A 12,306-nucleotide genomic window follows, 5' to 3' on the forward strand; every position below is an offset into this window, starting at 1 on the left:
TACGAGGCCGCCCGCGCCCGGTGGGAGGAGGCCGAGGCCTAGCGCACGCGCCTGGCCGGGCTTGGGGGCAAGGCCGTGGCGGTCCTGGAGAAGGCCCTGGAGGAGGCGGAAGGCCTCAACCCGGAGCACAAGGCCCGGGTGGCCGCCCTGGCCCTCAAGCTGGCCCTGGCCGCCGCGCCGAAGGCGGAGCCCCATCCCCTCTCCTTCACCGCGGCGGAGTGGCCCTTGGACGAGGAGGGGTAGCCCTCTTTGGAAAACGGCAGGGCTAGAAAGCCCCAGAACCTTCCCCACACGAGGGGGAGGAGCCTTCCCCTCAGCGTGGGGAAAATGGCGCAAACTTTCGCCGGGAAAAACCCGGGGGCGAACCCCCAGGCTACTCCCCCTTCGCGTCATGGGTTGACGGGTTGCCCCCGGCAACCTTCGCGAAACAAAACTTTCGCGAAGGTCAACCCCTTGCCCCCCTGTGGCAACGCCAGGTTAGCATGGGGTATGCCGCGCAAAGGACTCAAGGCCCGCAAGCGTAAGGATGGGCGCTGGGAGGTGCGCCCTTACCTCCGGGAGCCCGATGGGCGGTATAGGCGGGTGAGCGTCTTCGGCAAGACCGCCGAGGAGGCCCTGCGCAAGGCCCGGGAGCTTGTGGCCCAGCACGAGAAGGGCCTGCTTCCCACCAGGGACGCCACTACCCTGGCCACCTTCGCGGAAAAGTGGCTTGCCCGCAAGCGGGCTACCCTGGCCCCCAAGACCTTCATCAACTACCAGCGGGAGGTGGGCTATCTCCTCACCTACCTGGGCCACATGCGGCTCCAGGCCATCAAGCCTGCCGATGTCCGGGAGGCCTTGGACCGCATGGCCGCCCAGGGCCTAGGCCCGAGGGCCATCCGCAAGGCGCTTACCCACTTGCGGGCCCTCTTCAAGGAGGCCCTGGCCCTGGAAATCGTCCACCGGGACCCTACGGCCTCCATCCGCCTTCAGGCCCCCACGCGCCGCACCGCCGGGAGGACCCTGGAGCCTCACGAGGTGGCCGCCCTCCTCAAGGCCCTGGACGCTTGGCCCACCTGGGAGGTGGGCACGGCCCTGCGCCTGTGCCTGGCGGTGGGCCTCCGGCCTGGGGAGGCCCTTGGGCTCAAGTGGGGGGACGTGGACTTCGAGGCGGGCACCCTGGCCGTGCGCCGGGCCTGGACCAACCTCAAAGGGAGGGGGGTACTCACCACCCCCAAGACCCCCTCCAGCCTGCGCACCATCCCCGTCCCCCCCAAGACCCTGGAGCGCCTTCGGGCCCGGTGGGGGGCCCTGGTGGAAGCGGGAGTGGACCCCCTGGACCTTCGGGAAGCCTGGGTGTTCCCGAGCGCCAAGGACCCCTCCCAGCCCCTCAACCCCCACAGCCTGGCCCACGCCCTCCGAAAGATTGTGGCCAGGTTGGGGCTACCCCCCATCCGCCCCCACGACCTTCGGCACACCTACGCTTCCCTGCTCCTGGCGGAGGGGGCCCCTCCGGAAGTGGTGGCGGGCCGCCTAGGGCACGCGCGGCCCTCCATCACCCTGGATATCTACCGCCACCTGCTGGCCAGGGAGAAGGAGGCGTGGACCTTTGACCCCGAGGACCTGGTGGCCCCCAACCCCCAGGCCTGACCCCCAAAGCTGACCCCCAAACCGCCCCCGGCCTCGAGGCCGGGGGTGAGGTTTGCCCTCCCTTTGGGGGTCAAGTTTGGGGGTCAACCCTGCTACTGCCTTACTTCCGAGTGCGGAAGATTTGCGTTCTGGAGCTGGCGGGCCCGGAGGGATTCGAACCCCCGACCTACCGCTTAGAAGGCGGCTGCTCTGTCCCCTGAGCTACGGGCCCAAACAGGGAGCCGGGGCCAAAGCCCCGGCCATTTGGAGCGGGAGACGGGACTCGAACCCGCGACCCTCGGCTTGGAAGGCCGATGCTCTACCAACTGAGCTACTCCCGCGTGGTCGGGGCGGCCCGATTTGAACGGGCGACCCCCTGCTCCCAAAGCAGGTGCGCTACCGGCCTGCGCTACGCCCCGGAGGCCGTGGCCACCCACAGGCCACGATAGCACCTGGCCCAAGGAGGGTCAAGGCGTGCTATCATGGCCCCATGCGCTTAGGACCCTTGGAAATCCTCCTCATCCTCTTGGTCATCCTCCTCCTCTTCGGGGCCAAGAAGCTTCCGGAGCTGGCCCGGGGCATCGGCCAGTCCGCCCGGGAGTTTAAGAAGGGCCTCCAGGAGGAGGAGAAGAGGGACGAGCCTAAGGCTTGAGGGCCCCCTCGGCCACGGGCATGCCTCCGGGAGCGTAGAGGCGGTAGCCCGTGGGCCGCACGTAAGCGGCTAGGGCCAGGCCGTAGGCCCGGGCCAGGGCCACCGCGGGGGCCGTGGCCCCGGTGCGGCTGGCCAGGAGGGCCGCCCCCATGCCGATGGCCTTGGCCGCCATCTCTTGGCTCACCCGCCCCGTGGAGGCCAGGAGGACCGGGGGGGTTACCCCGTGGAGGAGCATGAAGCCCGCCAAGCGGTCCACGGCGTTGTGGCGGCCGATGTCCTCGCTGAGGTAGAGGAGCCGCCCAGAGGGGTCAAAAAGGGCCGCCCCGTGGATGCCCCGGGTCTCGGCGTACCGGGCCGCCCTCTTGCGGAGTTCGGCCAAGAGGTGAAGGGGAAGCCCCGGGTCCAGGGCCACCCGGGGCACGGGAAAGAGCCGGGGCTCCCCGTAACGGAGCCCGGCGGCGGCGCACCCGCTATCCCTGACCCCCAGGCCCCGCTCGGGATCCTCGGGAAGGTCCACGGCCACCACCCCGTCCCCCACCAGGTACCGCACCCCCTCGAGGCCCCGGAGCACCCCGCTCAGGAAAAGATGCCCCAGGGCCAAGTAGACCTCGTCCCCCGGGGTGTAGCTGAAGGCGGTCCAGGGCTTACCGTTCACCACCAAGAGGAGGCGCTTCTCCTCGGGGAGGGCAAAGGCCTCCTCCCGGAACCGCCCCCCTTCATACCGCCACATGGGCTTCCCCCTCCCCAGGGCGCCCGGCCTGGGCCCGCGAGGCGGGCAGGGCCAGGCGGAGCCTCCAAGCCCCAACCCGCGCGCCCTCCCAGATCCCCCGCACGGCCTACCCCCTTCAGGAACCAGGCTACCCCTTCTCCACCCGCGAGGAAGGAAGCCGCTCACACTCAAGCACCCCACCGCGGCGGGGCCCCCAAAAAGCCTTTTCTCAGCCCCGGCCTAAGCGTCCCTGATTGCGAGGCTAAAGCCTGCGCAGGACCTCCTCGGCCTCCTTGTAGCCCGGTTTCAGCTTCAAGGCCTCCTGGCACTGGTACCGGGCCCCCTCCTTGTCGCCGAGCTTCTCGTTGGCCAGACAAAGCCCGTAGCGGTACTCCGCCCGCTTGGGCTCGAGGCGCACCGCCACCGTGAGGCGGCTTCTCGCCTTCTCATAGTCCCCCAAGGAGAGGTAGACCTGCCCCAGGTAGTAGTAGGCGGCGGGGAAGCGCAAGGGGGCCAGGGCCACGGCGTTTTCCAGGGCCACCCCGGCCTCCTTGGTCCGGCCCAGGGTGAGGTAGGCCTGGCCCAGAGTGTACCACCCTTCCGCGTCCAGGGGCTTGAGCTTGTGGCCCTCCTCCAGGACCCTCGCCGCCTCCTCGGCCTTCCCCTTGAGGAGGAGGGCGGAGGCGTAGCGGACCCTAAGGTCCTGGTCCTTGGGGGCCAAGGCCACGGCCTTGGCGTACTGCTCCAAGGCGTCGTCCAGGCGGCCCAAGGAGAGGTAAAGCTCGGCCAACGCCGCCCTCACCTCCGCGGAATCCTGAAGACTAAGGGCCTTCTTAAAGGCCTCCTCCGCCCTATCCGGCTGGCCCAGAAGGGCGTAGATCAGGCCCCGCTGGGCGAAGAGGGGCGCGTAACGGGGGTTGATTTTTTCCGCGTCCCGCAGCACGGAAAGGGCCTGCTCCAGGTAGGCCTTGGCCTTCTCCCGGTCCTCCGAGGCCCGGTAAAGGGCCACGTAGGCCTCGGAGAGGACCATGTACCCCCCGATGTAGCGGGGGTTTTTGGCCACCAGGCCCTTGGCGTTCTCCAAGGCGGGGTTCAGAAGGCCCATCTTCAGCTGGGCCCGGGCCAGCCAGTAGAGGGCGTCGGGGTTCTGGGGGTTCTCCTTGGCCGCCCGCTCAAAGAGGGCCAAGGCCGCCTCATACCGCCCCAGGGCGTAAAGCTGCACCCCCATCTTCAGGGGGTCCTGCTGGGCCTGCCCCGCCGGGGGCGGGGGCGTCTGGGCCAGGGTGGGTGCGGCCAGCAAGCTCAGGGCCAAGAGAAACCAGCGCATATCCTTAACCTCCTACAACACGAACCGCGTCAGGTCCGGCGAGGCGAAGACCGCCTCCAGCCTTTGCTCCACGTAGGCCCGGGTGATCTCCACCCGGCCGAGGTCCGTTTGGAAGCTCACCTCCTCCAAGACCTTCTCCAAAACGGTGGCGAGCCGCCTTGCGCCGATGTCCTCCAGCTCTTGGTTGGCCCGGTGGGCCGCCTTGGCGATGGCCCAAAGGGCCTCGTCCTCAAAGACAAGCTCCGTGCCGTCCGCCTTGAGGAGCTCCGTGTACTGGCGGATAAGGGAGTTCTCCGGCTCCTTGAGGATGCGGTAGAACTCCTCGGGGCCCAAGGGGGAAAGCTCCACCCTGATGGGAAACCGCCCCTGGAGCTCGGGGATCAGGTCCGATGGCTTGGCCACGTGGAAGGCCCCGGCGGCGATGAAGAGGACGTGCTCCGTGGAGATGGGGCCGATGCGGGTGGAGACCACCGTGCCCTCCACGATGGGGAGGAGGTCCCGCTGCACCCCTTCCCCGGAGACGTCAGGGCCCACGGCCCCTTCCCGGCGGGCGATCTTGTCAATCTCGTCAATGAAGACGATCCCCTCCTCCTGGGCACGGCGCCTCGCCTCCTCCTTGAGTTCCTCCTTGTCTATAAGGCGCTCGGCGTGCTGGTTCTTGAGCGCCTCCCGGGCCTCCTTCACCGTCATCCGCTTGCGCACGGGCCGCTTGGGGAGGAGGCCTTTCAGCATCTCCCCCATCCCCCCAAAAGCCTCGCCCCCCAAGACCCCCATGAAGGGGAGGGCCACCTCCTCCTCCACCTGGACCTCCACGAAGTGACCGTCCAGGCGGCCCGAGCGCACCTCGGCCACCGAGGTGCGAAGCAGGGTGGCAAGCTCCTCCTCGGCGAGGGCCAGGGCCTTTTCCTCCACCTTCTTCTTCATCTCCTCCAGCACGAGCCCATAGCTCGCCTCCGCCAGATCGCGGACGATGGCGTCCACGTCCCGGCCCACGTACCCCACCTCGGTGAACTTGGTGGCCTCCACCTTCACGAAGGGGGCCCCGGCCAGGCGGGCGAGGCGGCGGGCGATCTCCGTCTTCCCCACCCCCGTGGGCCCGATCATGAGGATGTTCTTGGGGGTTACCTCCCGGGCAACCTCTGGGGAGAGCTTCTTGCGGCGGTAGCGGTTCCTTAAGGCCACGGCCACGGCGCGCTTGGCCGCCTCCTGGCCCACGATGTGCTTGGAGAGCTCCCGGACGATCTCGGCGGGCGTCAGGTTCATGCCTCCCCCAGGGTGAGGACGGTCACCTGGCCCGAGGTGTAGAGGTCCACCTCGGCGGCGATTCTTATGGCCTCCTCGGCGATCTCCTTGGCGGAAAGCCCCGTGTGCCGGTAAAGGGCCTTGGCGGCGGCGAGGGCGTAGGGCCCCCCAGAACCCACCGCCAAAAGGGGCTCCTCCGGGGCGATCACCTCCCCGCTTCCCGAGAGCAGGACCATACCCTCCCGGTCCGCGGCCACGATCATGGCCTGGAGGTGGCGGAGGACCCGGTCGGTGCGCCAGAGCTTGGCCGTCTCCACCGCACCCCTTAGGAGGTTCCCCTTGGCCTCCTTAAGCCGCTCTTCAAAGCGCTCCAGAAGGGCCATGGCGTCGGCCACGCCCCCGGCGAAGCCCACGAGGACACCCTCCCCCACCTCCAGCTTCCGCACCTTCACCGCCCCCCGCTTGAGCACGGTCTGGCCGAAGGTGACCTGGCCGTCCCCGGCGAGGGCGGTGACCCCGTCCTTGCGGACGGCGAGGATGGTGGTGCCGTGAATCTCCACGCCGCCAAGATACTTCCCCCCCATGAGAAGGGCGTTAGGCTAGGCGGCGGAGGGCCTCCCAGGCCCCCTCCCGCTCAAAGAGGAGCTTCCCTTCCCTGAGGGCGGCCGGGACCACGCCGAAACCCCCCTTGAGGCCCGCCACGGCCTCGCTCAGGGTGTAAGGGAAGACCTCCACCCGGCGCACCCCTTCCGGGCGGTAGCGCACGAGCCTTTCGGGGAAGGGAAGAGGGGTGTCCCGGAGGAGGACGAGGAGGTCGGCGTCGCTGAAGGCGGTGGCCTCCCCCCGGGCCAGGGAGCCGAAGAGGACCACGGCGAGGACCTCGGGGCGCTCCCCCAAGGCCTTGGCCGCCTCGGCCACCTCCTTAAGGCGGGCCTTGGGGTCAAAGCGGAAGACGCGGGTCAAAGCTTTTCCTCCACGAAGGCCAGCCAGTCCCGGGCCCGGTTCACCCCCTTATTATCCCACGCCCTAGGGGAACCCACGGCACACACCCCGCCCACCCCTTCCCCTAGACTGGTAAGGGTGAAGGCCAAGACCCTAGGCGAACTCAGGCGCACCTACCCCCTGGAGAAGCTCCGCCGCACCGTGAAGGACGAGGCCCGGGAGAACCTCCGGGAGAAGCTCAGGCGTGGGGAGAGGCTCTTCCCCGGCATCCACGGCTACGAGGACACGGTGATCCCCGCCCTGGTCCAGGCCATCCTCGCCAAGCAGAACTTCATCCTCCTCGGCACCCGGGGCCAGGCGAAAAGCCGGATCCTGCGAAGCCTCACAGGCCTCCTGGACGAGGAGGTCCCCGCCCTCGCCACGGAGCTTCGCGACAACCCCCTCTTTCCCATCTCCCCCGAGGGAAAGCGCCTTCTGGAGGAGGCTGGGGACGACGCCCCCATCGTCTGGCTTTCCCGGGAGGACCGGTACGTGGAGAAGCTCGCCACCCCCGACACCACCGTGGCCGACCTCCTCGGGGACATGGACCCCATCAAGGCGGCCAGGCGGGGCACGGGGATGGCGGACTTGGAGAGCATCCACTACGGCCTCCTGCCCCGGGCGAACCGGGGGATCTTCGCCGTGAACGAGCTCGCCGACCTCGCCCCCAAGGTGCAGGTGGCCCTCTTCAACATCCTCGAGGAGGGGGACGTCCAGATCCGGGGCTACCCCCTCCGGCTTCCCCTGGACGTCTGGCTCGTCTTCACCGCCAACCCCCAGGACTACACCGCCCGGGGCAGGATCGTGACCCCCCTCAAGGACCGCATCGGGAGCGAGATCCGCACCCACTACCCCCGCTCCCTGGAGGAGGGCGCCCGGATCAGCGCCCAGGAGGCCTACGTGCCGGAGGGGGTCCTGGTCCCGGAGTGGGTGAGGCTTTCCGTGGAGGCCGTGGCCTTCGCCGCCCGGGAGGACCGCCGCGTGGACCAGACGGCGGGGGTCTCCCAGCGCCTCGCCATCAGCCTTTTGGAGGTGGTGGCGGCAAGCGCCGAAAGAAGGGCCCTCCTCTACGGAGGAAGGCCCGTGGCGAGGCCTCTGGACCTCTACCAGGGGCTTCCCGCCATCACCGGAAAGCTGGAACTGGAGTACGAGGGGGAGCTCCAGGGGGCGGAGAGGGTGGCGCGGGAGATCGTGCAAAGGGCCTTCGGCCTGGTCCTCCCCCGCTACCGCCTGAGGACCGAGCCCATCGTGGCCCACTTTGAGGAGGGGAACCTCCTCACCCTGCCCGAAGGGGACGTGGAGGAGGCCCTTAGGGCCATGGCCGGGGTCCCGGGGCTTCTGGAGGCGGCCCGGGCCCTGGCCGAGGGGGAAGCCCCTGAGGTTTTGCTTTCCGCCGGGGAGTTCGTCCTGGAGGGCCTCGTGGGGCGGCGGAAGCTCTCCCGGGGCGAGGCGAGCTACCAGGCGGCGGAGCGCCCGAGGAGCTATGGCAACTAGCCTGGACCGGGACAAGGAGGCGGTCCTAAAGGCCCTGAGGCCCTTCCTCCAGGGCACGGGGACGAGGCTTTTCCTCTTCGGCTCCTTCGCCCGGGGGGAGGGGCGGCAGGCCTCCGACCTGGACCTCGCCCTCCTCTCTCCCACCCCCCTCGCGGACCTCATGCCCCTCCTTCGGGAGGCCCTGGAGGAGGCCCCCGTGGTGCGGCGGGTGGACCTCGTGGACCTCGCCGAGGCCGACCCCGCCTTCCGGGAGCGGGTGCTTAGCGAAGGGGTCCTATGGGCCGAGTTTTAGGGCTTAGGAGGTGGCGATGAAGGCCATCCGCTACAGCCGCTACGAGGGAGGCCTGGAAGAGCTTTCCCCCGAGGAGATCCTCTCCCTCCTGGAGGACTTCCTCCTGGACTCGGGGTTTTCCGACCCCTTCCAGCGCTACGACCCAGACCCTAACCGCGCCCCCACCCTCGAGGACCTCTACGACGCCCTCCTCCAGGCCCTCCTCAAGAACGAGCTCGTCCCCGAGGACTGGCTCCGCGAGGCCCGCTTCGCCAACCGCAAGGAGGAGACGAGGCTCTACCAGGCCATCCAGGGGATGATCCGGAAACTCCAGGAGGCGGGCTACCTGCGCCTTCCCGGGGAGGACCCCACGGAGCCCGCCCAAGGAGGGTACCGGGGCGAGGCGGGGGAGGCCCGCCTGGAGCTCACGGAGAAGGCCTCGGACTTCCTGGGCCTGAAAAGCCTCCGGGAGCTCCTCGGGGCCCTGGGCCGCAACCCCCCGGGCCTCCACCCCACCCCCCACCACGCCCCCGGGGTGGAGAAGACGGGGGAAACCAAGCCCTGGGAGTGGGGGGACCCCTTGGAGCTCAACGTTCCCGAGACCCTCAAGAAGGCCGTGGCCAAGGGGCTGGAAGGCCTTTCCCACGAGGATCTGGTCATAGACCTCGCCGAGTACACCGCCAGCATGAGCACCGTGGTCCTCCTGGACTGCTCCCACTCCATGATCCTCTACGGGGAGGACCGCTTCACCCCGGCCAAGAAAGTGGCCCTCGCCCTCGCCCACCTCATCCGCACCCAGTACCCCGGCGACCGGGTCCGCTTCGTCCTCTTCCACGACACCGCCGAGGAGATCCCCCTGGCCAAGCTCCCCCTGGCCCAGGTGGGCCCCTACCACACGAACACCAAGGCGGGCCTGGAGCTCGCCCGGACCCTCCTTAAGAAGATGGGCGGGGAGATGAAGCAGATCATCCTCATCACCGACGGCAAGCCCTCGGCCTTAACCCTGCCGAGCGGGGAGATCTACAAAAACGCCTGGGGCCTGGACCCCTTGATCCTGGCCGAGACCCTCAAGGAGGCCACCTTGGCGAGGCGGGAAGGGATCCCCATCCACACCTTCATGCTCGCCCGGGAACCCGAGCTTCTCGCCTTCGTGAAGAAGCTTTCCCAGATCACCCGGGGCAAGGCCTACCTCACGAGCCCCAGGAACATCGGCAAGTACCTCCTCCTGGACTTCCTCAACAAGAAGGTGCAGAGGAACTGATGGCCCCCTTGCGCTTGGCCCTTCTCCTAGAGCGCTTGAGGCGCCCCAAGGTCTTCCCCAAACCCCTCCCCGCCTTGGTGCGGCAACACCTCGAGGTGCGGCCCCCCCTCTCCCTGGACCTTCCCTACTACGCCGCACGGAGGGAGAGGGGCTACGCCCTCATCCCCTGGGACCGCTACATGGAGGAGGCCGAGAGGGCGCTGGAGGAAGCGGCCCGCCTTTAGCCCTTCCGCTCGGCCAGAACCCGGCCCTCCGTCAGGGCCCGCCGGGCCAGGGGATTGGCCTCGGCCCTCGGGGCAAAATAAACGCTTTGAGGGCCTTCTCCGCTGCCGCATCTGGTCGCGCGCCCTGCCACCCGATGGCCCAGGCCGCCTCCCGCACCTGGGAGAGGTTGGGGGAGCCGTCCTCCAGGGAAGGGGTGCCCACGCTCAGGAAGACCACCTCCGCCTGGGGGATGGCCTCTTGGTACCGCGTGGTGAAGGAGAGCCGGTCCCGCACCAGGGCCAGGGTCTCCTTGGCGTGGGGCTCGTAGAAGGGCGGCTCGCCCCGCTTAAGCCCGGCCACCTTGCCCTCGTCCAGGTCCACCCCCACCACCTCGTGCTCCACGTAGGCGAGGCTTAGGGCGGTGGTGAGGCCCACGTAACTCGTTCCAATGACGTCGACTTTCATCGGCCCCTCCACATTCCCCTTCTTTGTTCTAGCACGTGAGGGGTGGGAGCCAGGCTAAAAGCGCGCCTCACCCTTCCTCTAGCCTTTGCGCCTCCTCTAAAAGCGCCCGGAGGAGCCCGGGGCTTGGGGCCTCCACGTAAACCCGCACCACGGGCCCCGTGCCCGAGGCCCGGAAGAGGACCTAGGCCCCCTCGATGGCGACGCGGAAGCCTCCGGCACCGAAGCAAACTGCCTCCATCGGGGGGATATACCAGGAAACCGAGGGCGCTCGGTGCGAATGCCCGCCCTCCCCCCGGGCCGATGGGGAAAATGAGGCCATGGGAAAACTCTGGCCCTTCCTCCTCTTCCTCCTCCCCCTGGCCCTGGCCCAGGACTGGGCCCTCACCCGTAGCCAGACCCTCACCGCCCAAGGGGCCAAGGCCTGGCGCTACACCCTAAGCCCCCGGGGCGGGGAGGCCCGGGCCCTCTGGGAGGCCCTTTCCCTCCAGTACCGCGACCACCTTCGGGCGGGCTACCGGGTGGACCTGGGAAGCTGGCGGCTTTACTTCCTCGGGGGAAAGCTCCGCCTGGAGAGGCACTGCCAGGCGGTGAACCCCGCCTGCTTCACCTTCGGGGCCCTGCCGGTGGAGAAGGCCCGGCAGGACCGCTTCCTGCTGGAGCTTTCCGCCCTCCTGGACCAGGCCCTGGGGGAGGCGGCCAAGACTGGGGGCGCGGTCACCTTAAGCCGGCTTTTCCGGGCGGAGCTAAGGCGGAACCAGGCCCCGCCCTACCCGGCGGCTCCTTCGGGCTGGAGGCCCTGAAGGGGTTCCGGTATGCCCTTCCCCATGAAGCGGGTGCTGGTCTGGGCCTTCATTTTGGGCGCCGCCCTGGCGGGCCTCGGGGTTCTTCCTCCTGAGCTTGGGGCCTGGGGGGCAGACCTCCTTTTCCTCCTCCTGGGGCTTCGCGCCCTGCGGTAGACTCGGGGCATGATCCGGCCTGGGCCTTCGGAGGGAAAGCGGTGAGGCCCCTCCGCCTGGGCCTCGTGGCCTACCCCGGGCTTGGGGGAAGCGGTATCGTGGCCACGGAGCTCGCGGAAAGGCTCGCCCGGATGGGGCACCAGGTCTACCTCTTCGCCACGGAGAGGCCCTTCCGCCTCTCCCGGGAAAGCCCGGTGACCTACGTGCCCGTGGACCTCCCCTACTACCCCGTCTTCCCCGGGCCCCTCTACACCCTCTCCCTGGCGGGGACCCTGGAGCGGGAGGCCAGGCGGCTCGGACTGGACCTGGTCCACACCCACTACGCCATCCCCCACGCGGCGGCGGCCTACCTGGCCTTCGGCGAGGCCTTTCCCCTGGTCCACACCCTCCACGGCACGGACGTCTCCCTCCTGGGGATGGACCCCGCCTTTCATGGGCCCACGAGGCGGGCCCTCCAGGCGGCCCGGGCCACCACGGCGGTGAGCCGGGCCCTGGCCAAGGAGGCGGAAAGGGCCTTTGGGGTGCGGCCCCGGGTGATCCCGAACGCCGTGGACCCGGAGCGCTTCCGGCCCCGGCCGGAGCACAAGAGGCGCTACGCCGAGGAGGGGGAGTGGCTCCTTCTGCACGCCTCCAACTTCCGCCCCATCAAGCGGGTGCCGGACCTGGTGCGGGCCTTCGCCAAGGTGCGGCGGAGGCTTCCCGCGAGGCTTCTCCTCCTGGGCAAAGGCCCCGAGGAGGCCGAGGCCCGGCGGGTGGCGGAGGAGCTCGGGGTGGCCCCCTGGGTCACCTTCCACCCCCCCACCCCCCACCCCGAGGAGGTGCTGGGGGCGGGGGACCTCTTCCTTTTGGCCTCGGAGGAGGAGTCCTTCGGCCAGGCGGCCCTCGAGGCCCTGGCCTCGGGGGTGCCGGTGGTGGCCACGGCGGTGGGGGGGGTGCCGGAGCTCGTCACCCCGGAGGTGGGGAGGCTTGTGGAGCTTGGGGACCTGGAGGGCTTCGCCCAGGCAGTGCTGGAGCTTCTAGAAAGCCCAGATCTAAAGAGGATGCGCGAACGGGCCCGGGAGTACGCCGTGGAGCGCTTCCACCCCGAGAGGATCACGCGAGAATACCTGGAGGTCTACCAGGAGGCCCTGGGTTAA

At 69.3% G+C, this 12,306-nt stretch carries 16 protein-coding genes, 3 tRNA genes and 1 pseudogene; 10 read left to right on the forward strand and 10 right to left on the reverse strand.

Annotation, left to right across the window (positions count from 1 at the left end; genetic code table 11):
- Nucleotides 1-75 precede the first annotated feature (75 nt).
- On the forward strand, nucleotides 76-243 hold the full coding sequence (locus BLP62_RS14380) for a hypothetical protein (RefSeq protein ID WP_277621258.1): 168 nt from the start codon (nucleotides 76-78) through the stop codon (nucleotides 241-243).
- A gap of 246 nt (nucleotides 244-489) precedes the next feature.
- On the forward strand, nucleotides 490-1,629 hold the full coding sequence (locus tag BLP62_RS07260) for a tyrosine-type recombinase/integrase (protein WP_093007292.1): 1,140 nt from the start codon (nucleotides 490-492) through the stop codon (nucleotides 1,627-1,629).
- 135 nt (nucleotides 1,630-1,764) lie between these two features.
- Here the strand turns inward: BLP62_RS07260 and BLP62_RS07265 are convergent.
- From BLP62_RS07265 to BLP62_RS07275, 3 genes are all read right to left on the reverse strand, one after another.
- Nucleotides 1,765-1,840, reverse strand: a tRNA-Arg gene (locus BLP62_RS07265).
- Between the two features lie 33 nt (nucleotides 1,841-1,873).
- Nucleotides 1,874-1,949, reverse strand: a tRNA-Gly gene (locus BLP62_RS07270).
- Nucleotide 1,950: 1 nt separating this feature from the next.
- Nucleotides 1,951-2,027 (reverse strand) — tRNA-Pro (locus BLP62_RS07275).
- A gap of 71 nt (nucleotides 2,028-2,098) precedes the next feature.
- On the opposite strand from BLP62_RS07275, the gene tatA reads away from it, so the two are divergent.
- Nucleotides 2,099-2,260 (forward strand): twin-arginine translocase TatA/TatE family subunit, encoded by a 162-nt coding sequence (tatA, locus tag BLP62_RS07280; RefSeq protein ID WP_093007294.1) that lies wholly within the window; start codon nucleotides 2,099-2,101, stop codon nucleotides 2,258-2,260.
- Here tatA and BLP62_RS07285 read toward each other — a convergent pair.
- The 5 genes from BLP62_RS07285 to BLP62_RS07305 all read right to left on the reverse strand — a co-directional run bounded on the left by BLP62_RS07285 (nucleotide 2,250) and on the right by BLP62_RS07305 (nucleotide 6,501).
- Nucleotides 2,250-2,990 carry a formate dehydrogenase accessory sulfurtransferase FdhD gene (locus BLP62_RS07285; RefSeq protein WP_093007296.1) on the reverse strand — a complete coding sequence of 247 codons (741 nt, stop codon included), beginning with the start codon at nucleotides 2,988-2,990 and terminating at the stop codon, nucleotides 2,250-2,252. The two genes, tatA and BLP62_RS07285, sit on opposite strands and share 11 nt — an antisense overlap.
- Before the next feature lie 241 nt (nucleotides 2,991-3,231).
- Entirely contained in the window at nucleotides 3,232-4,296 is a 1,065-nt protein-coding gene (locus BLP62_RS07290; protein ID WP_093007298.1) for a tetratricopeptide repeat protein, read from the reverse strand.
- A 12-nt stretch (nucleotides 4,297-4,308) separates the two neighbouring features.
- Entirely contained in the window at nucleotides 4,309-5,559 is a 1,251-nt protein-coding gene (gene hslU / locus BLP62_RS07295) for an ATP-dependent protease ATPase subunit HslU (RefSeq protein ID WP_093007300.1), read from the reverse strand.
- Nucleotides 5,556-6,122, reverse strand: coding sequence for an ATP-dependent protease subunit HslV (gene hslV, locus BLP62_RS07300; RefSeq protein ID WP_093007302.1), 567 nt, complete (start codon nucleotides 6,120-6,122; stop codon nucleotides 5,556-5,558). Before hslV ends, hslU begins: the two co-directional genes overlap by 4 nt.
- A 10-nt stretch (nucleotides 6,123-6,132) precedes the next feature.
- Nucleotides 6,133-6,501: a nucleotidyltransferase domain-containing protein gene (locus BLP62_RS07305; protein WP_093007304.1), complete on the reverse strand. Its 369-nt coding sequence runs from the start codon at nucleotides 6,499-6,501 to the stop codon at nucleotides 6,133-6,135.
- Nucleotides 6,502-6,618: 117 nt separating this feature from the next.
- Between BLP62_RS07305 and BLP62_RS07310 the strand changes: the two genes are divergently transcribed.
- The 4 genes from BLP62_RS07310 to BLP62_RS07325 are packed head-to-tail and all read left to right on the forward strand — an operon-like array spanning nucleotide 6,619 to nucleotide 9,769.
- The gene (locus BLP62_RS07310) at nucleotides 6,619-8,013 is read left to right on the forward strand and encodes a sigma 54-interacting transcriptional regulator (protein ID WP_093007306.1); all 1,395 of its coding nucleotides are present in this window, start codon (nucleotides 6,619-6,621) and stop codon (nucleotides 8,011-8,013) included.
- Nucleotides 8,003-8,305, forward strand: a complete 303-nt coding sequence (locus BLP62_RS07315) for a nucleotidyltransferase domain-containing protein (protein ID WP_093007308.1) — start codon at nucleotides 8,003-8,005, stop codon at nucleotides 8,303-8,305. Before BLP62_RS07310 ends, BLP62_RS07315 begins: the two co-directional genes overlap by 11 nt.
- 16 nt (nucleotides 8,306-8,321) lie before the next feature.
- Nucleotides 8,322-9,545 carry a vWA domain-containing protein gene (locus BLP62_RS07320; RefSeq protein ID WP_093007310.1) on the forward strand — a complete coding sequence of 408 codons (1,224 nt, stop codon included), beginning with the start codon at nucleotides 8,322-8,324 and terminating at the stop codon, nucleotides 9,543-9,545.
- Nucleotides 9,545-9,769 carry a hypothetical protein gene (locus BLP62_RS07325; protein WP_093007312.1) on the forward strand — a complete coding sequence of 75 codons (225 nt, stop codon included), beginning with the start codon at nucleotides 9,545-9,547 and terminating at the stop codon, nucleotides 9,767-9,769. Before BLP62_RS07320 ends, BLP62_RS07325 begins: the two co-directional genes overlap by 1 nt.
- 31 nt (nucleotides 9,770-9,800) lie before the next feature.
- Here BLP62_RS07325 and BLP62_RS07330 read toward each other — a convergent pair whose 3' ends face one another.
- Both BLP62_RS07330 and BLP62_RS14060 read right to left on the reverse strand, forming a co-directional pair.
- Nucleotides 9,801-10,214, reverse strand: coding sequence for a hypothetical protein (locus BLP62_RS07330; RefSeq protein ID WP_093007314.1), 414 nt, complete (start codon nucleotides 10,212-10,214; stop codon nucleotides 9,801-9,803).
- Between the two features lie 67 nt (nucleotides 10,215-10,281).
- A pseudogene (locus BLP62_RS14060) lies at nucleotides 10,282-10,380 on the reverse strand (hypothetical protein); the annotation flags it as partial.
- Nucleotides 10,381-10,531: 151 nt separating this feature from the next.
- On the opposite strand from BLP62_RS14060, the gene BLP62_RS07340 reads away from it, so the two are divergent.
- The 3 genes from BLP62_RS07340 to bshA are packed head-to-tail and all read left to right on the forward strand — an operon-like array spanning nucleotide 10,532 to nucleotide 12,306.
- Nucleotides 10,532-11,014 (forward strand): hypothetical protein, encoded by a 483-nt coding sequence (locus BLP62_RS07340; protein ID WP_093007316.1) that lies wholly within the window; start codon nucleotides 10,532-10,534, stop codon nucleotides 11,012-11,014.
- Nucleotides 11,015-11,038: 24 nt separating this feature from the next.
- Nucleotides 11,039-11,170, forward strand: coding sequence for a hypothetical protein (locus tag BLP62_RS14385; protein ID WP_277621257.1), 132 nt, complete (start codon nucleotides 11,039-11,041; stop codon nucleotides 11,168-11,170).
- Nucleotides 11,171-11,211: 41 nt separating this feature from the next.
- Nucleotides 11,212-12,306 carry an N-acetyl-alpha-D-glucosaminyl L-malate synthase BshA gene (gene bshA, locus BLP62_RS07345; RefSeq protein WP_093007318.1) on the forward strand — a complete coding sequence of 365 codons (1,095 nt, stop codon included), beginning with the start codon at nucleotides 11,212-11,214 and terminating at the stop codon, nucleotides 12,304-12,306.

The sequence above is a fragment of the Thermus arciformis genome, assembly GCF_900102145.1.
In the GTDB taxonomy this organism is placed as follows: domain Bacteria; phylum Deinococcota; class Deinococci; order Deinococcales; family Thermaceae; genus Thermus; species Thermus arciformis.